Source organism: Actinoplanes sp. 13 (genome assembly GCF_056134165.1).
Window position 1 is genome coordinate 1 of the sequence record NZ_JBVYOQ010000034.1, and the last position, 19,502, is coordinate 19,502.

A 19,502-nucleotide genomic window follows, 5' to 3' on the forward strand; every position below is an offset into this window, starting at 1 on the left:
GTGTGAAGTTGGGGTGCGTATCGAACCGCAAGTTCACACACTCACCGCGCACGGCTCGGTGTGTGAAGTTGGGGTGCATATCGAGCCGCAAGTTCACACACTCACGGCGCGCGTGGGCGGGTGGTGGGTGTGGGGTGACCACCGATCTCAGCCCGGCGGCCGCGTCGCGGGCCGGTGTGGCAGGAGGTCGCGGGGAACGGGCGGGACCTTACTTGTCTCGTACGAACAAAATCAGCGTGCGGTGATCGTCCTGGCGTTGATGATGCCCTGCTCGTCGGGGGTTCCTTCGATGGTGACCTGTTGACCTTCGATGAGGTTGGAGAGCTGGGCGCTGACCCGGACGGTGGTCGTGTCGGTGGTGCGGACGGTGACCGTCTCGCCGGCCGCGCTCTGCAGGTAGAGGATCCTGCCGTCGACCAGCCTGACCGTCCCGGTCGTCGGCGCCGAGGCGCCCGGCGGGGTGCCGGCCGGTGCACCTGCGACGGGAGAACCGCCGGGGGTGCCCGCCGGAGTTCCGGGCAGAGCGGCGGCAGACGAGCCGGGGAGGGCGGGCCCGGCGGCGACGGACTCGGTGGATCCCCAGTGGGACTGGGCCTGCACACCGCCCAGGAAGCCGGCGATCAGCAGGACGACGCCGAGCAGGGCGAGGGTGGTCCGGTTCCACCAGCGGTGCGGGGCGGCCGCGGCGATGGTCTCGGTCAGGCCGGCGGCCGGCGGCGGGTCGGTGCGGGGCCGCGCCTCGGTGTCGGGTGCAGTCACGGGTACCTCATTCGGGTGCGGCCTCACTCGTGGCGGAGGGCGTCGGCGGGGCGGAGGCGGGCGGCTCGGACGGCGGGCGGGCCGCCGAAGACGAGGCCGATCAGGACGGCGGCGCCGAGGGCCGTCGCCGTCGAGCCGGGGGCGAGCACCGGCTGGACGCCGGCGATCGGGAAGCGGCTGCCGATCGCCGCGACGGCCACGCCGAGGGCGGCGCCGATCACGCTGAGCAGCACCGCTTCGGTGAGGAACTGGCCGAGGACCGCCCGGCGGGACGCGCCGAGGGCCTTGCGGATGCCGATCTCGCGGGTCCGTTCGGTGACGGCGACCAGCATGACGGTGGTGATGCCGAGCCCGCCGGCGAGCAAGCCGATGGCGGCGACCACGCCGAGCACGGTGCTGACGGTGGTCCGGGTCCCGGCGGGACGGGCGGCGGCCTCGATGCGGTACGCGCCCGGCTCCACCCACCGGCTCAGGGCGGTGCTGATCTCCGACCGGACCGTGGCCACCTGGCCGGTGTCGCGGGCCCGGACCAGGATCGCGCTGAGCGGACCGTACCCGGAGAGGACCTGGCGGACGGCGCTGATCGGCGCGATCGCGGTGTCGTCGATGTCCCGGCCGGTCGCCTCGAGGACGCCGGTCACGGTGAACAGCGCGCCACCGGCGGTGACCTGGAGCCCGACCGGGTCGGTGCCGGGGAACATCCTCGCGGCGACGTTCCGGCCGAGCACCACGACCCGCCGGGCCTGCGTCTCGTCGGCGGCGGTGAAGGCCGCGCCGGCGGCCACCGGTGCGCCGGCGGCGGTGAACCAGGCGGGGGTGGTGCCGACGAACGAGCCGACCTCGTGCTCGACGTCCTCGTGGGTGAGCGTGGCGGGGACGCTGACCACCGGGCTCACCGAGTCGACGCCCGGCGCGAGCAGCGGGTCGTCCAGCGAGTCGGCGACCCGCATGGTGAGGGCGTCGCCGCCCCGCACGGTCAGCGTCCCGGTCCGGTCCGCGGCCGGCGTCGCCGAGCCGTTCCCGACGGCGACCAGCAGGACCGTCGCGGCCACGCCGATCAGGATGCCCAGCATGGTGAGCGCCGAGCGCAGCCGGTTCGCGGCGATCCCGCGCAGCGCGTAGCGGATGGTCTCCGTGCTGTTCATGTCCGCACCAGTTCCGCGTCACCGGCCACCCGGCCGTCGAAGATCCTGATCAGCCGGCCGGCGCGGGCGCCCACCTCGTGCTCGTGACTGGCCAGCACGATGGTGCGGCCGGCCGCGTGCAGCTCGTCGAGGACGCCCAGCAGCTCCTGGGCGGCCTGGCTGTCCAGGTTGCCGGTCGGCTCGTCGGCGAGCAGCACCGCCGGTTCGGTGACGAGCGCGCGGGCCACCGCGACCCGCTGCTGCCGGCCGGCGGAGAGCTGGTGGGGTTCGTGGCCGGCCCGGTCGGCGAGGCCGACCATCTCCAGGGCGGACATCGCGCGGCGGCGGCGTTCGGCGGCGCGCATCCCGGCGTACGCGAGGGGCAGCTCGACGTTGGCCACCGCGCTGGTCCGCGGGATCAGGTTGCCGGCCCGCAGGACGAGCCCGACGAACCGGTTGCGTACCAGGGCCAGCTGGGTGTCGGTGAGGCGGCTGACGTCGACCCCGTCCAGCAGGTAGGCGCCGCCGGTGGGGGTGTCCAGGCAGCCGAGGACGGTCAGCAGCGTGGACTTGCCGGCGCCGGACGGGCCCACCACCGCCACGTACTCGCCGCGCCCGACCCGGAGTGTGACGTCGTCGAGGGCGCGGACCGTGGTCTCGCCGGTGCCGTGCACCTTGCTCAGCGACCGCACGTCGAGGATCGGCCGGGTGCCGGTCATCGTCAGCGCCCGCCCGGCGGCGCGCCGCCGTCGCCGGTGGAGGCGGTGGGCAGGAGCACCCGCTCGCCCGCGGTCAGCCCGGCGGTGATCTGGTACGCCTCGTCGCCCTCGAGGCCGACCTCGACCTGCCGCACCTCCCGCCGACCGGCGCCGGTCAGCACGGTGACGCTGGGCCCGCCGCCGGTGGTGGTGACCGCCGCCGGGTGGACCGTGACAGCGTTCTCCACGGCGGCGGTGACGACCGAGACGGTGACCGTCTGCCCGGGCCGCGCCCCGCGCGGCGGGTTCGGCAGGCTGATCGTGACGCCGTAGGTGACCGTGTCCCCGTCGGTGGTGGCGGCCGGGTCGACGGCGACGACCTGGCCGGTGGTCTCGGCGTTCTCCAGGGCGTTCCACGCGATCGTGGCGTTCTGGCCCTCCCGCAGGTCGGTGACGTCGGCCTCGGCGAAGGCCGCGGTGATCTGAAGTTTGCGGAGGTCGGCGAGCTCGACGAAGCCTTCGTCGTCGCTCGCGGAGGCGGCGCCGAGGCTGCCGTTGACGGCGACCACGGTCCCGGCCATCGGCGCCGTCAGCCGGGTCCCGTCGACGGCGGCCTCCGCCTCGTCGACGGCCAGTTCCGCCTGCGTCACCTGGTTGATCGCGGCGGTGGTGTCGGTGCCGGCGGCCTCGGCGCGGTCGAGCGCGTCCTCGGCGGCTGCCAGGTCGGCCCGGGCCAGCTTCAGCTGACGCTTGGCGCGGCCGGCGTCGATCCGGGCGAGCAGCGCGCCGGCGGCGACCTGCTGGCCGACCTTCACCCTGATGCTGGTGACGGTGCCGTCGGCGCCGAACGCGGCGGTGGCGGTCGAGGCGCTCGCCACGGTGCCGCCGGCGGTCACGGTCCTCGTGACGGCACCCTGGGACACGGTGACCGTGCGCTGCCCGGAGGCGTTCGCCCCGTCCTCCGCGGCGTTGCCCCGGAGCAGGGCGTGCCCCCAGAGGACGGCACCGACGATCAACAGGGCCAGCAGCGCGTTCACCGCTGTGCTGGGACGACGCAGCGCGTTCACTCCGCCATTCTGTCCGGTCTTGCCCGGTTCGTGATGCGTTATCGCCAGGAACGTACGACCTGTTCTCCAGCGGCCAGTCCGTCGGTTATCTCGGTGTATCGGTCCCCGCGGAGCCCGACGGCCACCGCGCGCCGGACCGACCGGTTCCCGGAGCGCACCATGACCACCCCGGAGTCACCGGAGACGTCGTGCACCGCGGTGGACGGCACGCGTACCGCCGCCGTGACCCGGCCGGTACGCACCCGCACCTGCGCGCTCTGCCCGATCAGCAGGCCGGTCGGGGCGGTGGCGAACGAGAGCACCACGCCGTACCGGACCAGGGCGCCGTCGGCGACACCGACCGGGTCGACCCGGGCGACCGTGGCTTTCAGCGGGGCGTCGTAGCCGGCCGGGGTCACGGTGGCGTCCTGTCCGGCCGCGAGGTCGCCGGCGTCCGCCTCGGGGAACCGGGCGCTGACCTGCATGGTGTACGTGTCGGCCAGGCGGATCACCGGAACACCGGCGCGCACCCGGTCACCGGCGCCGGCGTCGACGGCCACCACCGTGCCGGCCGCGGGCGCCTTGATCACCGTGCCGTCCAGGGCGTCGGTGGCGTCACCGACCGCCTTCTCGGCGCGGTTGACCTCCTGTTCCGCGCTGAGCACCTGGTCCACGCCGGTGTCCGGATAGCACGTCCGGGCGCCGGTGCACGCGGCCGCGCTCCGGGTGACGGACACCGCCACGGTCTCGGCGCCGGCGAGCCGGGCCCGGGCCTCGGCCAGGCCGGCCCGGGCCTCGGCGAGCTTCTCGGCGGTGGCGGCGCTGTCCAGCGTGGCGAGGGTCTGCCCGGCCGTGACCCGGTTGCCGGCCCGGACCGCCACCGTGGCGACCGGGCCGTCGACCGCGAAGGACAGGCCCCGGGTGGAGGCCGGCTCCACGGTGCCGGCGGTGGCCACCTCGACGGTGACCTCGCCACGGTCCGCGGCGGTGACGACGAGCCGGGCGGTCTGGACGCTGTCCTCGGCCAGAGCGAGGGTGACACCGGCCGCGATCGCCCCGGCGATGACGACGGCGGCGACGATTTGTACTCTTCTGCCCACAATCACTGATTGTTGCCGCCGCCGGGACGTTGCGGACGAAAAACCACGGCTAAGCTGCGACGACATGGGCGCATCACTGACGTACGGCAGCCGGCAAGGCCGTTGGGTCCTGCTGGCGACGGTCGGCGGATCGGCGATCGCCTCGATCGACGCCACCGCGGTGAACCTCGCCCTGCCCGCCATCGGCCGGGAGCTCGGCGCCGATCTGGCGGCCCTGCAGTGGGTGGTCACCTCGTACACGCTCGCCCTGGCCGGCCTGCTGCTGGTCGCCGGGGCGCTGGGCGACCGGTACGGCCAGCGGCGGATCTTCAATCTGGGCATCGTCTGGTTCGCGCTCGCCTCGGTGCTGTGCAGCGTCGCCTGGGATCCCGCGTCGCTGATCGGCGCGCGTGCCCTGCAGGGCGTCGGCGCCGCCCTGCTCACCCCCGGCAGCCTCGCCATCCTGGAGGCGGTGTTCGTGCCCGCCGACCGGGGCCGGGCGATCGGTGCCTGGTCCGGTCTGACCGGTGTGGCGAGCGCGGTCGGCCCGTTCCTGGGCGGCTGGCTCATCCAGGCCGCGTCCTGGCGCCTGATCTTCGCGATCAACCTGCCGATCGCGGTCGGGGTGGTCCTCGTCGCCCGCCGGCACATCCCGGACACCCGCGACAGCGGCGCCACCGGCCGGGTGGACATGGTCGGCGGCGTCCTGGTCACGCTGGGCCTGGTCGGGCTCACCTACGGGCTCATCCAGGGCCCGGTGACCGGCTGGGGCAGCGCCGAGGTGATCGGGGCGCTGACCTTCGGCGTCGTGCTGCTGGCCGGTTTCGCCGCCTGGGAGAACCGTGTCGCGCACCCGATCCTGCCGCTGCACCTGTTCCGCTCGCCGCAGTTCACCGCGACCAACGTGGTGACCTTCGTGATCTACGGCGCGCTGGGCGGTGCGCTGTTCCTGCTGCCGCTCCAACTGCAGGAGGTGTCCGGGTACTCGCCCTTGCAGGCGGGCCTCTCCCTGCTGCCGATCACCGCGATCATGCTGGTGCTGTCGGCGCGCTCCGGCGCCCTCGCCGCCCGGATCGGACCACGCCTGCAGATGTCGGCCGGCCCGGTGCTGGTCGGTTTCGGGCTGGGCCTGTTCACCAGGATCGGAACGGCCGGCGATTACGTGACCGAGGTGCTGCCGGCGGTCCTCGTGCTCGGCCTCGGACTGGCCGTGACGGTGGCGCCGCTGACCGCCACCGTGCTGGCAGCGGTGCCGTCCCGGCACGCGGGCGTGGCCTCGGCGGTCAACAACGACGTGGCACGGGCCGCCGCGCTGATCGCGGTCGCCGTCCTGCCGGCCGCGGCGGGCCTGACCAGCGCCGCCTATCAGGACCCGGCGCTCTTCCTGGCCGGCTTCCACACCGCGGCGCTCATCTGTGCGGTGCTGTGCGTGCTGGCCGGGCTGCTCGCCGCGCTGACGGTCCGCGATTGCGTGCGGCAGCCGGCCCCACCGAACTGCCGGCTGGACGCACCGGCTCCGGCTCCGTCGCCGCCGTCCACCACGCCCGAGCGAACCGGTCGAAGCGGCAGGACGGCAGGTCGATGAGGGCGACCAGGAACCCGCCCGGGCTCATCGGGGTCGGCGTCCGGATGTAGCCGACGCGGAAGAGTCGCCGGTGCGCCCACCGTCGGGCGCCACCGGAGTGGAGGGGCTGATCGCGATCACCATCAACGATTTCCGCCGACTCTTCCACGCCTGATCATCGAACCGGCCCGCCGCGTCGCCTGGTCGACCTTCCGACGCCGGCGTCAGGCCACAGCGAGAGCCGGCCACTGCGCCCGCCAGGCTCTCACCGAACCGTAGACGAACTTCTTGCTGGATCACTGGCCGGCATGTTCGCGGCCCGACCAGGGTATCGATCGGACGTGATCAACGTGTTGGACGGCGTCATCGCGTTGCTGCTGTTCGCCTTGCTGGTGCCGCTTCTCGTCCTGCCCTGGATTCATCACCAGTACGCTGTGTTCGGCCGGCTGCGCGGCTGGTCCGCGCTGCTGGCCGGCGTGGAGGTCCTCTACGTCTGCGGGCTGGTCGCGTTCACGCTGTTCCCGTTGCCCGTCCAGACCGCCGCTTCCTGCGCGAGCCGGACGACCGCCGACTTCCTCAACCTCAACCCGCTGAACGACCTGGCCGCGACCAGGGCGGCGGTGCTGCAGATCGCCCTCAACGTAATCCTGTTCGTGCCGCTGGGCTATCTGCTGCGTTACCGCTTCCGGGCCGGGCTGCCGGCGGCCGCCGGGATCGGTCTCGGCGTCTCCCTGTTCATCGAAATCACTCAAGGTACGGCGATCTTCGGCCTGTTCGCGTGTCCGTACCGCGTCGCGGACACCGGGGATCTGATCGCCAACACCACGGGCGCTGTCGCGGGGTGGCTGGCCGCTGCGGCGACGGCCCGTCTGCTGCCGAATCCGATGCCCGTTCCCGGCGCGGACCTTGACCCGCCGGGTTTGCTCCGGCGCGCCTTCGCTGTGCTGGCCGACCTGCTGATCGGTTTCCTCGCCACCACGGCGATCCTGGTGATGCTGCTCCTGTCCGGTGTGGGAGCCGCCCGCGGCGACGCCGTCGCCGCGGCCGTCACCGTCGCGGTCTACACCGTCACCACACTGGTCGTCCCGCTGCGCCGTGCCGACCACGCCACCCTCGGTCAGGTGGTCTTCTTCTTGACGCCGACTGCCGAGCGCCCGGGTTCCGCGGCGTGGCGCCGCTTCCTCGTCTGGTGGCTGCCGGCCGCGCTACTGCAGGCCACGCTGCACACCGGCTGGGTCCTGGTCGCCGTCGCGATGCTGGGCCTGGCGGCTCGTCTGCGCGCTGACCGCCGGACGCCGGTAGACCTGCTCGCGGGTTCAGCCACCGTCACCACGCGTCACTGACGCCGTCGCGGGGTTGCGGGGTGATCGTGCGGGCGCGCAGCAGCACGACCATGCGTTTCATGGCCTCGCGTGCCTGCGCGGTGTCGAGGTTGAGGGCGTACTCGTGGCCGATGGCCGGATCGGTGGTGGCGCGGTCGAAGAACAGCGCGTCGACGTCGACTTTCTGGGCGCGCAGGGCCCGGGCCATCGCCTCCGAGTGAGACAGCAGCGGATCGAATGGTCCCGTGGTGATGAAGGTCGGTGGATAGTTCCCGGTGACGTTCTGCGGCAGTGAGGCGAGCAGGAACCGCGGGTCGTCGGCGAAGTTCTTCTTGCCGGAGTACGCCCACATGACGGTGCGCAGGAACCAGCCGAACTGCTTGTCCTGCAGATGGTCGCGGGCCTGTTCGACATCGGTCGCCGCGGAGGCGAGGATGACCGCGCGTAGCTGTGGTGGGGTGATCGCGGCGGGCAGCCCGGCCTTGGCGGCGTACGCCGGGTCGCTGATGGCCAGGGCCGCCTGCCCGGCGATCTGGCCGCCGGCGGAGTCGCCGGCAAGAACGATCTGCGCCGGGTCGACGTGGAACCGGTCGGCGTTCGCCTGCAGGTGGCGCAGCGCCTTGTTGAGCTGGACGATCGGGCCCGGGTACTTCGCTTCCGGAGCGACGGTGTACTCGATGTTCGCGACGGTGTACCCGTGCGACGCGATGACCGCGAGGTAGTCGGGCAGCGCGGCTTTCGTCCCGGCGATGAACGCCCCGCCGTGCACCCAGACAACGGTCGGCAGCCGCCGGGTGGCGCCCGATGGATAGATCACGTCCATCCGGCCGTCCGGATCGCCGGGGTCGTAGACCTGGTCGAGTTCCTGCGCGACGTCCGCCGGAACGTAAGCCGCCAGGTGTTGCGCCGCGTCCAAGCCGTCCTGGCCGGTGGCCCGCAGCACGAGCACTGCCGGCCAGGGGCTGACCTGGAAGGCGGTCCACACGATCATCGCCAGGACGGTGACGACCGACAGCGAGATCAGTGCAGCGCGGCGCACGCGCCGGCGCGGCGAAGCTGTGACAGGGGTGGCTACGCCGCCTTCCGAAGTGGCCATGATCCACCCTCGCACGGATGCCGGAGGAACGCCCGCCACGCGGCGAACGCCGTCCACGCCGGCCCCGCAATCGTCTGGCTGCTATGAACCCGCCGGCGGAATCCTGAGGCACAGGTTTCAGCGCCGGAAGGATCTCCTGCTGGAGTACCAGGAGCCCGAGGCCGGGCAGCCGGGCATTCAGCCTCCACCGCTCACCGCGTCGAGACGGCGGCGCAGCTGCGCGCGTTCCGGCTCGGTGCCGGCCACGCCGAGCGCCTCCCGGTAGGCGTCGGCCGCCTCCCGGCGCCGGCCGAGCCGGTCCAGCAGGTCCGCGCGGGCCGCGAGGTACGGATGGTGGTCGCGCAGCAGCGGTTCCCCGGCAAGCTCGTCGAGAAGGTCGAGGCCCGCCTGCGGCCCGTCCCGCATCGCCACCGCGGCGGCCCGGTTCAGCGCCACCACCGGGGACGGGATGATCGCGAGCAGCACGTCGTAGAGCGCGACGATCTGCGGCCAGTCCGTGCCCGCGAAGTCGGGCGCCTCGTCGTGCAGGGCGGCGATCGCGGCCTGCACGGCGTACGGCCCGGGCGGTCCCCCGGTCAGCGCGGCCACCACGAGCTGCCGCCCCTCGGTGATCATCGGCCGGTCCCAGAGCCCGCGGTCCTGCTCCTCCAGCAGCACGGTCTCCCGGCGAGCGTCGCGCCGCGCGTGCACGAGCAGCATCAGCGCCAGCAGGCCCGGGACCTCACGTTCGGCCGGCAGCAGCCGGTGCAGGATCCGGGTCAGCCGGACGGCTTCGCCGGCCAGTTCGCAACGCTGTGCCGCGTACCCCTCCGTGAAGATCGAATAGATGGCCTGGAGCACCACCGGCAGGCGGTCCGGCAGCTCGTCGGCGCCCGGCACCCGGAACGGGATCCGCGCCTCGCGGATCTTCTTCTTCGCCCGGGTGATCCGCTTCGCCATCGTCTCGGCCGGCACCAGGAAGGCCCGCGCCACCTCCGGGGTGGTCAGCCCGCCCAGGCAGCGCAGGGTCAACGCGATCCGGTCCTCGGCGGCCAGCGCCGGGTGCGCGCAGGTGAAGAAGAGCTGGAGCCGCTCGTCCGGCAGGTCGGCGTCCGGCTCCACCGGTGGCACCGGCCCGGCGCGGTCCGCCTCGACCCGCAGCACCGCCAGCCGGGTGGCGAGCACCCGGTCGCGGCGCAGCCGGTCCACCGCCTTGCGGCGCGCGGTGGTCATCAGCCACGCGCCCGGCTTCGGCGGCACGCCCTCGACCGGCCAGTGCGTCAGCGCCGCCTCGATCGCCTCCGAGGTGACCTCCTCGGCCAGATCCAGGTCGCCGTAGCGGCGGACGAGGGCCGCCAGCAGCCGGCCGTGCTCCTCACGGAACACCGCTTCGACGGCCCTCTCCACGATCATCAGAAGTCAGCCACCGGGCGGACCGTGATCGAACCGTCGCGGGCGCCCGGGCAGCGGGCCGCCCAGTCGAGGGCCACGTCCAGGTCCGGCACGTCGATGACGTAGAAGCCGCCCAGCACCTCCCGGGTCTCGGCGAACGGCCCGTCGGTCACGGTGCGCCGGCCGGCCGGGTCGACCCGCACGGTCGTGGCGGTCACCAGGTCGGCGAGGGACTCACCGGAGACGAAGATGCCCGCCTCCTTGACCTCCTTGTCGTACGCCATCCAGTCCGCGGGCTCGCAGCCCGGCGGCTTGCCCGCCTCGTCGACGGAGTCGGCGTTCATCAGCAGCAGGTACTTCATGGTCACTCCTCATGGTCGGTGTGCCATCACTACGAACGGGGTGGCCCCGGATGGACACCTCCCGGGAGAAATTCTTCCGCCTCCGGTTAACGACGGCTGCCTACCCTCACCCTATGATTCGCCGACTTCTATGCCTGATGCTCGCCGCGTCCGCGCTGCTCTCCACCGGCGCCACCGCCGCGCACGCCGGCGGCAAGCACGGGCCGCGCCCGCTGGGGCAGGCGCACGCCCACAACGACTACGAGCACGAGCGGCCGCTGTTCGACGCACTGTCGCACGGTTTCACCAGCGTGGAGGCCGACATCTACCTGGTGGACGGCGAGCTGCTGGTCGCCCACGACCCGGAGGACCTGGTTCCCGGCCGCACCCTGCAGAGCCTGTACCTCGACCCGCTGGCCCGGCTGACCCGCTCCGGCAAGGTGCGCTCGCTGCAGCTGCTGGTGGACATCAAGAACACCGGCGCCGCCACGTACACCGAGCTGGACCGGGTGCTGAAGTCCTACCGCAAGATGCTCACCACGTACCGCCACGGCAGGGTCTTCCGCGGCGCGGTCACCGTCGTGGTCAGCGGTGACCGCCCCCGCGCGCTGATGGAGTCGCAGCGGGTGCGGCACGCCTTCTACGACGGCCGCAGCGCCGACCTCGGCTCCGGCGCACCCGCGTCGTTCGTGCCGCTGATCAGCGACAACTGGAACAACCTGTTCACCTGGCAGGGTGCCGGGCCGATCCCGGCCGCCGAGCGCGCCGAGCTGCGCGACTTCGTCCGCACCGCGCACCGGGCCGGGCAGCGGGTGCGGTTCTGGGCCACCCCGGACGCGCCGGGGCCGGCCCGCGAGGCGGTCTGGCGGGAGCTGGTCGCTGCCGGCGTCGACCACATCAACACCGACGACCTGGCCGGCCTGGAGGCCTTCCTCCGCGGCCGGCACGCGGTGCGGTCCGCCGCCTGAGACCAGGCACGCGCCAGGTCGCGGCGCCGCGCTCAGGCCTCCGTGAGGCTGCGGCGCAGCGCCGCGGCCGACGCCCGCGGGTCGTAGTCCGGGCCCACCCCGTCGACGACGATGATGTCGCCCTCCATGTGGCGGGTCCGCAGCGGCAGGATCTCCTGGTAGGCCGGGGACGCGTACCAGGCGTGGATCGTCGCCACGTCCGGGAAGGCGACCACGACGACGGCGCCCGGCCAGGAGCCCTCGACGACCTCGTGCTCGGCCATGTGCACCAGGAAACGGCCGCCGAACGGGTCCATCGTGTCCTGGATGCGGTCGATGTATTCGACGATCTCGTCGTTCATGCCGGTGGGACGCAGGTGGGCGATGGCGTAAGCAGTCATGCCACCGATCGTGGCCGCATCGCGCCGGTCGCGCGATTACCCGGGAGGTAACAGCAGCAGGACGTGCAGCTGGCGGGGGCCGTGCACACCTTCGACGCGGTTCAGCTCGATGTCGCTGGTGGCGGACGGCCCGCTGATCCAGGTCATCGGGCGCCGCGGGTCGAGGCGGGCCACCGCGTCCGGGACGGCGGCCACCACCTGCTCCGGGCGCAGCACGCAGATGTGCACGTCGGGCAGCAGCGTGATGATCCGGCGGCCCTGGTCGGGCGAGGCGTCCAGGACGATGGTGCCGGTCTCGGCCACCGCCACGGCCGCGGCGGTCAGCACGGCGTCGGCGGCGGCTATCCGGTCCGGCGCGAGGCCGTCGTCGGCGAACGCGCCGGCCGGGCGCCAATCGGGCGGCAACCCTGGTGGTACGAGCACAGCACCCTGCTCGCCCACGATGCCGGCCACGGTCGCCGCCACCTCGGCCTCGGTGACCCGGTGCACGTGCGCCTTGTAGTCCACCAGGCGGTCGATCAGCTGCTCGATGTCGGCGGCCCGCCCGCCGGGCCGATAGTCCCGCGGAACCTCGTCCACCACCGGCGCATCCCGCAACGCAGCCCGTACGCGGCCGAGAATCACCTCACGCGACCCCACCACGCCACCCCTCCCGTGTATCCGTCGACTCCAGTGTGTGAAGTTCGGCCCGCCACGCGACCCGAACTTCACACGCAGCATTGACCGCCCGCCTTCCCACTATCGGGCGGCCCACCAGTCGCGGAAGGTCTGGGCGGGGAACTCCGGCAGGTCGCGGCCGGCGGTCCAGCCGGTCAGCGGCGGGGGCAGCCCGCGGCCCCGCCGCCCGACGATCCGGGCGAGTTTGGCGGCGCGCTGCGCCGACGCGTACACCCGGGGTCTGTTCATGATCGAAGCCGCCGCCGTCATCGCCGCGCGTTCCGCCCGCGGGTGTGGCGCCTGGTTGCGCAGGTGCACCAGCATCGACGGGATGTCGATCTTGACCGGGCAGGCGTCGAAGCAGGCTCCGCACAGTGACGACGCGAACGGCAGCGACGCGTTGTCCGCGACCCCGGTCAGCTGCGGCGACAGGACCGCGCCGATCGGCCCGGGATAGACCGAGCCGTACGCGTGCCCGCCGGTCCGCTCGTAGACCGGGCACACGTTGAGGCACGCCGAGCAGCGGATGCAGTGCAGCGCCGCGCGGCCCTTGGGGTCGGCGAGCACCGCGCTGCGCCCGTTGTCGAGCAGCACCAGGTGGAAGTTCTGCGGCCCGTCGCCGGGGGTGACGCCGGTCCACATCGTCGTGTACGGGTTCATCCGCTCCCCGGTCGACGCCCGCGGCAGCAGCTGGAGGAAGACCTCCAGGTCCCGCCACGTGGGCACCACCTTCTCGATGCCCATCACGGTGATCAGGGTGTCCGGCAGCGTGAGGCACATCCGCCCGTTGCCCTCGGACTCCACCACGGCGAGGGTGCCGGTCTCGGCGATCGCGAAGTTCGCGCCGCTGACCGCCACCCTCGTGGACAGGAACGTCTCGCGCAGGTACCGCCGGGCGGCGGCGGCCAGCACCGGCGGGTCGTCGGTCAGCGCCGGGTCCACGCCCGGCATCGCCCGCAGGAAGATCTCACGGATCTCGGAGCGGTTGCGGTGGATGGCCGGGACCAGGATGTGGCTGGGCCGGTCGTCGCCGAGCTGCACGATCAGCTCGGCCAGGTCGGTCTCGACCGGAGTGATGCCGGCGGCTTCGAGGGCCTCGTTGAGCCCGATCTCCTGGGTGGCCATCGACTTGACCTTGATGACCCGCTCCGAGCCGGTCTCCCGGACGAGCCGGGTGACGATCTCGTTGGCCTCGGTGGCGTCGGCCGCCCAGTGCACCACCCCACCGGCAGCGGTGACGCGGGCCTCCAGCTCCTCCAGGAGCGCGGGCAGCCGGGACATCGCGTCGGCCTTGATCGCCGAGCCGGCGTCGCGCAGCTGCTGCCAGTCCGGCAGCTCGGCGATCACCCGGCCGGACTTGCCGCGGATGGTCGTCGTCGCGTGCCGCAGGTTGCGCCGCAGCTGCGCATTGCCCAGCGCGTCGTGTGCCGCGTCCGGGAACGACTGCTCGCCGCGCAGGTGCCCGACGCCGCGCGGCGCGGTCGCCGGCATCCCGAGGAAGGTGCTCATGTGGCCGCCAGGATTTCCGCCAGGTGGACAGTCTTCACGCCGGCGCGCTGCCGGGACAGGCCGCCACCGATGTGCATGAGGCAGGACGCGTCACCGGCCGTGCAGACGTCCGCCCCGGTGGCGACGATGTTCGTCATCTTGTCGGCGAGCATCGCCGTGGACGTCTCGGCGTTCTTCAGCGCGAACGTCCCGCCGAACCCGCAGCACTGCTCCGCCGCCGGCAGTTCCACCAGGTCGATGCCGCGGACGTGCCGCAGCAGCCGCAGCGGTTTGTCCCCGGCCCGGGTCATCCGCAGGCTGTGGCAGGTCGGGTGATAGGTGACGCGATGCGGGTAGTACGCCCCCACGTCCTCCACTTGCAGCACGTCGATCAGCAACTCGGACAGCTCGTAGGTGCGCCGCCCGACGTCGGCGGCCCGGTGGGCGAGGCCGGCCTCGCCGTGCGCGGCGGCCACCATCTCGTGCTGGTGCCGGATCGACCCGACGCACGACCCGGACGGGGCCACGATCACGTCGAACGGGTCGAAGGTGCGCACGTAGCGCTTGACCAGCGGGACCGCCAGGGACTGGTAGCCGGTGTTGATGTGCATCTGCCCGCAGCAGGTCTGCTCCGGCGGGAAGACCACCTCGTGGCCGAGCCGTTCCAGCAGCAGGACGGTGGCCTTGGCCGCCGCCGGGAACAGGGTGTCCGCGAGGCACGTCGCGAAGAGGGCGATCCGCACCGTCACCTCCCTGCCCGTGCAGCCGCGGCCGACCAGGCGGCCGCGTCGCCGCGTGGTTCGTACCGCACGATCCGTTGAGTCTCGCGCACCAGGGCCCGCATCGCATCCAGGCCGCCCTCGATCACGCCCGCGGCGCGCGCCTGGACGAGCAGGTTGCCGAGCGCGGTGGCCTCGACCGGGCCGGCCAGCACCGGCAGCCCGCAGGCGTCGGCGGTGAGCCGGCAGAGCAACGCGTTGAGGGCGCCGCCGCCGACCAGGTGGACCACGCGCGCCTCGCGGCCGGAGAGCTCCTGCGCCTGCGCGACCGCACGACGGTGCGCGAGGGCGAGGCTGTCCAGCACGCACCGCACGATCCGGGGCGGCTCGGCGCCGGCCGGCAGCCCCGCGGCGGTGACGACGCGCCGCACCATGTCGCCCGGCGGCAGGAACACCGGATCGTCGAGGTCCACGACCGCGCCGAACGGCGGTTCCCCGGCGGCCTCCTTCAGCAGGCGCGTGAGGTCGGGTGACCCCCACTCCCGCAGGCACTCCTGCAGCGGCCACAGGCCCATCACGTTGCGCAGGTAACGGATCGTGCCGTCGACGCCGCCCTCGTTGGTGAAATTCGCCTGCCGCGACTCGCGGCTGAGCACCGGGTGGTCCAGCTCCATGCCGACCAGCGACCAGGTGCCGCACGAGATGTACGCGAAGTCGCTCCCGCTCGCCGGCACCCCGACCACCGCCGACGCGGTGTCGTGCGAGCCGACCGCGACGACCGGCGTCCCGTCGTACCGCCCGATCACCTCGCCCGGCTGCCGGATCGGCGGCAGCAGGTCACCCCGCAGCCCGAGCCGCTCGACCAGGGCCGGTGACCAGTCCCGGGTCCGCACGTCGAGCAGTCCCGTGGTCGACGCGTTCGTGTACTCAGCGCCGATCTCCCCGGTCAGCCAGTAGGCGAGCAGGTCCGGGATCAGCAGCAGATGCCGGGCCGCCTCGTAGGCGGGCGTGCCGGCCGCCGACACCAGCTGGTAGACGGTGTTGAACGGCAACGTCTGCAGCCCGTTGACCGGGTGGAGGTCGCCGGCCCGGTCCGCGACCCCGTCGGTGCGCGAGTCCCGGTAATGCACCGGGTTGCCCAGCAGCGCCCCGGTCCCGTCGATCAGGCCGTAGTCCACCGCCCACGAGTCGATGCCGATGCTCGTCACCGGCCCGGCCGCCCGCAGCCCGTCCAGCATGCCGCGGTGCAGCGACAGGATGTCCCAGTACAGCGTCCCGCCGGCCCGCACCGGCTCGTTCGGGAACCGGTGCACGACGTCGAGGTTCAGCTCGCCGCCGCCGAACCGGCCGACCACGACGCGCCCGCTGGACGCGCCGAGGTCGACCGCCGCGAACGCCTGCTTCATCGCAGGAACGCCGCTGCCACGCCCGCGTCGACCGGGACGTGCAGGCCGGTGGTGTGCGACAGGTCGCCGGCGGTGAGCACGAAGACCGCGTTGGCCACGTGCTCCGGCAGCACCTCGCGCTTGAGCAGCGTGCGCTGCGCGTAGAACTCGCCCAGCTGCTCCTCCGGCACGCCGTAGACGGCCGCCCGCTGGGCGCCCCAGCCACCGGCGAAGATGCCCGAGCCGCGGACCACGCCGTCCGGGTTGATGCCGTTGACGCGGACGCCGTACCCGCCGAGCTCGGCGGCGAGCAGCCGGACCTGGTGCGCCTGGTCGGCCTTGGCCGCGCCGTAGGCGACGTTGTTCGGCCCGGCGAACAGCGAGTTCTTGCTGGAGATGTAGACGATGTCGCCGCCCATCCCCTGATCGATCAGGATCCGCGCGGCGGCACGGGCGACCAGGAAGGAGCCCTTGGCCATCACGTCGTGCTGCAGGTCCCAGTCCTGCTCGGTGGTCTCCAGCAGCGGCTTGGAGATGGACAGCCCGGCGTTGTTGACGACCAGGTCGACGCCGCCGAAGGCGAGCACCGCCTCGCGCAGCGCCGCGTCGATCGCGGCGGCGTCGGTGACGTCGGCCGTGACGGCGAGGGCCGCGTCCGGGCCGCCGATCTCGCGGGCCACCGTCTCGGCGGTCGCCGGGTCCCGGTCGGCGACCACGACGCAGGCGCCCTCGGTGGCCAGGCGCAGCGCGATGGCCCGGCCGATGCCGGAGCCGCCGCCGGTCACGAACGCGACCCGGGTGGCGAGCGGCTTCGGCTTCGGCATGCGCTGAAGCTTGGCCTCCTCGAGGGCCCAGTACTCGATCCGGAACTTCTCGGACTCGTCGATCGGCGCGTACCGCGAGACGGACTCCGCGCCGCGCATCACGTTGATCGCGTTGACGTAGAACTCGCCGGCCACCCGGGCGGTCTGCTTGTTGGCGCCGAACGAGAACATGCCCACGCCGGGGACCAGGACGATCGCCGGATCGGCGCCGCGGATCGCCGGGCTGTCCGCGGTGGCGTGCCGTTCGTAGTAGCCGCGGTAGTCCTCGCGGTACGCCTCGTGCAGCTCCTTGAGGCGGGCGATGACCTCCTCCAGGGGCGCGGCCGGGGCGGTGTCGAGCACCAGCGGCTTGACCTTGGTGCGCAGGAAATGGTCGGGGCAGGAGGTGCCGAGCGCGGCGAGCTCCGGCATCCGCTCCCGGCTGACGAAGTCGAGCACCACGTCACTGTCGGTGTAGTGGCCGACCTGGGGTCGGTCGGTGGAGGCGAGACCGCGGACCACCGGGAAGAGAGCGGCGGCGCGCGTACGGCGTACGTCCTCGGGCAGTGGCGGATGAACCACCTCGCCGAACGGCGCGCTGCGGCCGTGCTCGGCCAGATAGGCCGCGGCCGTCCGGATGATCTCGTTGCTGTTGGCCTCGCACTCGTCGCTGGTCGCGCCCCACGCGGTGATCCCGTGCCCGCCCAGGATGACGCCGATGGCCTGCGGGTTCGCCTGCTGCACGGCGGCGATGTCGAGGCCCAGCCGGAAACCGGGCCGGCGCCAGTCCACCCAGAGCACCCGGTCGCCGAAGATCTCCTTGGTCAGCGCCGGGCCGTCGGCGGCGGTCGCGATCGCGATGCCGGCGTCCGGGTGCAGGTGATCGACGTGCGGCACGTCGACCAGGCCGTGCATGGCGGTGTCGATGCTGGGGGCGGCGCCGCCCCGGCCGTGCAGGCAGTAGTCGAACGCGGCGACCATCTCGTCCTCGCGCTCCACACCCGGATAGACGCCGGGCAGCGCGCGCAGCCGGTCGAGGCGCAGCACCGCGAGCCCGGCCTCGGTGAGGGTGCCGAGGTCGCCGCCGGAGCCCTTGACCCACACCAGGTCGACCGGGGCGCCGGTGACCGGGTCGGTGCCGGTGCCCTTGGCGGAGGTGTTGCCGCCGGCGTAGTTGGTGGTGCGGGGGTCGGCGCCGAGACGGTTCGAGCGGGCGATCAGATCGGAGACTACGGGGTTCGTCATGACGATCCTAGTGTGTCCATGAAACGTTTCAGAGTTACGGACAGATTACGCACGCGCCTTCGCTGTGGTCAAGGGCACGTCCGGCCGCCGCTTTCAGCGTACATTTGTACACATGACCGTCAGTGCGAAGAGCATGCGCGAGCGGATGCTCGCCGGTGAGCTGTACATTGCCGACGACCCCGAGATCGGCCGCGACATCGACCGCGCGCAGCGGCTCACCCACGAGATCAACAGCATCGATCCCACCGACCACGGGCGCCGCCGCGAGTTGCTGACCGCACTGCTCGGCGGTTTCGGCGACGGCAGCGAGATCCGGCCGCCGCTGCGCTGTGACTACGGATTCCAGACGACCGTCGGCGCCCGCACGTTCGCCAACTTCGGCCTGGTCGTCCTCGACGTCGCCACCGTGACCATCGGCGACGACGTGCAGATCGGCCCGAACGTCCAGCTGCTGACCGCCACCCACCCGGTCGAGCCCGGGCCGCGCCGGGAGAAATGGGAGTCCGCGCAGCCCATCGTGATCGGCGACAACGTGTGGCTCGGCGGTGGAGTGATCGTCTGCCCGGGCGTCACCATCGGCGCGAACACCGTCGTCGGTGCCGGCTCGGTGGTCGTCCGCGACCTGCCTGCCGACGTGGTCGCCGTCGGCTCACCGGCCCGCGTCGTCCGCAAGCTGTGACCGCCACCGGCCCCGGCCCGGCGACCCGCCCCGGGCGCAGCGTCCCCGGCCAGACCTCCCCCGTGCAGCCCCCGGGGGGCCGGGCCGCCCCGGGCCGCCGCTCCGGCACCCCGGTTGCGCCGGTCGCGCCGGTCGCGCCGGAGCGCCGGGCCCGGCGGCACGACCCGGACCGCAAGGCGCGGATCGTCGACGCGGCGATCCGGGTGATCGCCACCCACGGCGTGGCCGGCGCCACCCACCGGCTGATCGCCGCCGAGGCCGACGTGCCGCTCGGCTCACTCACCTACCACTTCACCGGCCTCGACGACCTGCGCGCCCAGGCCTTCCACCGGCACGCCGAGCTGATGTCCACGATGTACGCCGCGCACTTCGAGGGCGTGCGCACCCGGGACCAGTTCGTGGACGCCGTGACCGCCCTCGTCCGGGGCGACGCCGGCGCCGGCTCCGACGACTGGGCGATCGCCTACGAGCTGTACCTGGCCGCCCTGCGCGATCCCGCCCTGCGCGAGGTGACCGAGACGTGGATGCGCACCAGCCGGGCCGTCCTGGAGCGCTTCGTCGACCCGACCACCGCCCGCGGCGTCGACGCGCTCATCGAAGGCCTGGTCATCCACAAGATCCTGGCCACCACGCCGGTGCCGACGGTGGAGATCCGCGCGATCGTCGACCGGGCCGTCACCACGTTCCGGAACGCCTGACTTCTGCCGTCGCGTGTGTTGATTTCGGGTTCGAATCGAACCCTAGATCAACACGCGAACTTTGTTAAATTCCTGTTACG

Annotated in this window: 19 protein-coding genes; 5 read left to right on the plus strand and 14 right to left on the minus strand. The window is 72.9% G+C overall.

Annotated features, from left to right (window positions below):
- Window positions 1-231: 231 nt before the first annotated feature.
- The 5 genes from AC0NH5_RS37445 to AC0NH5_RS37465 are packed head-to-tail and all read right to left on the minus strand — an operon-like array spanning window position 232 to window position 4,727.
- Window positions 232-759, minus strand: coding sequence for a hypothetical protein (locus AC0NH5_RS37445; RefSeq protein ID WP_474412165.1), 528 nt, complete (start codon window positions 757-759; stop codon window positions 232-234).
- Between the two features lie 23 nt (window positions 760-782).
- A complete protein-coding gene (locus tag AC0NH5_RS37450; RefSeq protein ID WP_474412167.1) occupies window positions 783-1,904 on the minus strand; it encodes an ABC transporter permease in 1,122 nt (373 codons plus the stop codon).
- Complete coding sequence (locus AC0NH5_RS37455; protein ID WP_474412169.1) at window positions 1,901-2,602, minus strand: ABC transporter ATP-binding protein; 702 nt, start codon at window positions 2,600-2,602, stop codon at window positions 1,901-1,903. The genes AC0NH5_RS37450 and AC0NH5_RS37455 overlap by 4 nt, the downstream gene beginning before the upstream one ends.
- A 2-nt stretch (window positions 2,603-2,604) precedes the next feature.
- Window positions 2,605-3,648 (minus strand): efflux RND transporter periplasmic adaptor subunit, encoded by a 1,044-nt coding sequence (locus AC0NH5_RS37460; RefSeq protein WP_474412171.1) that lies wholly within the window; start codon window positions 3,646-3,648, stop codon window positions 2,605-2,607.
- A gap of 38 nt (window positions 3,649-3,686) precedes the next feature.
- Window positions 3,687-4,727 carry an efflux RND transporter periplasmic adaptor subunit gene (locus AC0NH5_RS37465; protein ID WP_474412172.1) on the minus strand — a complete coding sequence of 347 codons (1,041 nt, stop codon included), beginning with the start codon at window positions 4,725-4,727 and terminating at the stop codon, window positions 3,687-3,689.
- A 64-nt stretch (window positions 4,728-4,791) separates the two neighbouring features.
- Between AC0NH5_RS37465 and AC0NH5_RS37470 the strand changes: the two genes are divergently transcribed.
- Window positions 4,792-6,291, plus strand: a complete 1,500-nt coding sequence (locus AC0NH5_RS37470; protein WP_474412174.1) for a DHA2 family efflux MFS transporter permease subunit — start codon at window positions 4,792-4,794, stop codon at window positions 6,289-6,291.
- 320 nt (window positions 6,292-6,611) lie between these two features.
- Window positions 6,612-7,613, plus strand: a complete 1,002-nt coding sequence (locus AC0NH5_RS37475) for a VanZ family protein (protein ID WP_474412176.1) — start codon at window positions 6,612-6,614, stop codon at window positions 7,611-7,613.
- On the opposite strand, the gene AC0NH5_RS37480 is transcribed toward AC0NH5_RS37475, so the two are convergent.
- The 3 genes from AC0NH5_RS37480 to AC0NH5_RS37490 all read right to left on the minus strand — a co-directional run bounded on the left by AC0NH5_RS37480 (window position 7,597) and on the right by AC0NH5_RS37490 (window position 10,421).
- Complete coding sequence (locus tag AC0NH5_RS37480) at window positions 7,597-8,688, minus strand: alpha/beta hydrolase (protein ID WP_474412178.1); 1,092 nt, start codon at window positions 8,686-8,688, stop codon at window positions 7,597-7,599. The two genes, AC0NH5_RS37475 and AC0NH5_RS37480, sit on opposite strands and share 17 nt — an antisense overlap.
- A 177-nt stretch (window positions 8,689-8,865) precedes the next feature.
- Complete coding sequence (locus AC0NH5_RS37485) at window positions 8,866-10,080, minus strand: RNA polymerase sigma factor (protein WP_474412180.1); 1,215 nt, start codon at window positions 10,078-10,080, stop codon at window positions 8,866-8,868.
- Window positions 10,080-10,421, minus strand: coding sequence for a YciI family protein (locus AC0NH5_RS37490; protein ID WP_474412182.1), 342 nt, complete (start codon window positions 10,419-10,421; stop codon window positions 10,080-10,082). Before AC0NH5_RS37490 ends, AC0NH5_RS37485 begins: the two co-directional genes overlap by 1 nt.
- Before the next feature lie 113 nt (window positions 10,422-10,534).
- Between AC0NH5_RS37490 and AC0NH5_RS37495 the strand changes: the two genes are divergently transcribed.
- Window positions 10,535-11,368, plus strand: coding sequence for a phosphatidylinositol-specific phospholipase C/glycerophosphodiester phosphodiesterase family protein (locus AC0NH5_RS37495; protein ID WP_474412184.1), 834 nt, complete (start codon window positions 10,535-10,537; stop codon window positions 11,366-11,368).
- 32 nt (window positions 11,369-11,400) lie between these two features.
- Here the strand turns inward: AC0NH5_RS37495 and AC0NH5_RS37500 are convergent, their stop codons facing one another.
- The 6 genes from AC0NH5_RS37500 to AC0NH5_RS37525 all read right to left on the minus strand — a co-directional run bounded on the left by AC0NH5_RS37500 (window position 11,401) and on the right by AC0NH5_RS37525 (window position 18,045).
- Complete coding sequence (locus AC0NH5_RS37500) at window positions 11,401-11,748, minus strand: DUF1330 domain-containing protein (RefSeq protein WP_474412186.1); 348 nt, start codon at window positions 11,746-11,748, stop codon at window positions 11,401-11,403.
- A 36-nt stretch (window positions 11,749-11,784) separates the two neighbouring features.
- Window positions 11,785-12,387 carry a LutC/YkgG family protein gene (locus AC0NH5_RS37505; RefSeq protein WP_474412315.1) on the minus strand — a complete coding sequence of 201 codons (603 nt, stop codon included), beginning with the start codon at window positions 12,385-12,387 and terminating at the stop codon, window positions 11,785-11,787.
- A gap of 99 nt (window positions 12,388-12,486) precedes the next feature.
- Entirely contained in the window at window positions 12,487-13,914 is a 1,428-nt protein-coding gene (locus AC0NH5_RS37510; RefSeq protein ID WP_474412187.1) for a lactate utilization protein B, read from the minus strand.
- On the minus strand, window positions 13,911-14,636 hold the full coding sequence (locus AC0NH5_RS37515; protein ID WP_474412189.1) for a (Fe-S)-binding protein: 726 nt from the start codon (window positions 14,634-14,636) through the stop codon (window positions 13,911-13,913). The genes AC0NH5_RS37510 and AC0NH5_RS37515 overlap by 4 nt, the downstream gene beginning before the upstream one ends.
- 2 nt (window positions 14,637-14,638) lie before the next feature.
- A complete protein-coding gene (locus AC0NH5_RS37520; RefSeq protein WP_474412191.1) occupies window positions 14,639-16,018 on the minus strand; it encodes a rhamnulokinase in 1,380 nt (459 codons plus the stop codon).
- Entirely contained in the window at window positions 16,015-18,045 is a 2,031-nt protein-coding gene (locus AC0NH5_RS37525) for a bifunctional aldolase/short-chain dehydrogenase (protein WP_474412193.1), read from the minus strand. Before AC0NH5_RS37525 ends, AC0NH5_RS37520 begins: the two co-directional genes overlap by 4 nt.
- A 112-nt stretch (window positions 18,046-18,157) precedes the next feature.
- Between AC0NH5_RS37525 and AC0NH5_RS37530 the strand changes: the two genes are divergently transcribed.
- Together AC0NH5_RS37530 and AC0NH5_RS37535 are read left to right on the plus strand one after the other, a co-directional pair.
- Window positions 18,158-18,724 (plus strand): sugar O-acetyltransferase, encoded by a 567-nt coding sequence (locus AC0NH5_RS37530; RefSeq protein ID WP_474412195.1) that lies wholly within the window; start codon window positions 18,158-18,160, stop codon window positions 18,722-18,724.
- A 62-nt stretch (window positions 18,725-18,786) separates the two neighbouring features.
- Window positions 18,787-19,422: a TetR/AcrR family transcriptional regulator gene (locus AC0NH5_RS37535; RefSeq protein WP_474412197.1), complete on the plus strand. Its 636-nt coding sequence runs from the start codon at window positions 18,787-18,789 to the stop codon at window positions 19,420-19,422.
- The last annotated feature ends 80 nt before the right edge of the window (window positions 19,423-19,502 follow it).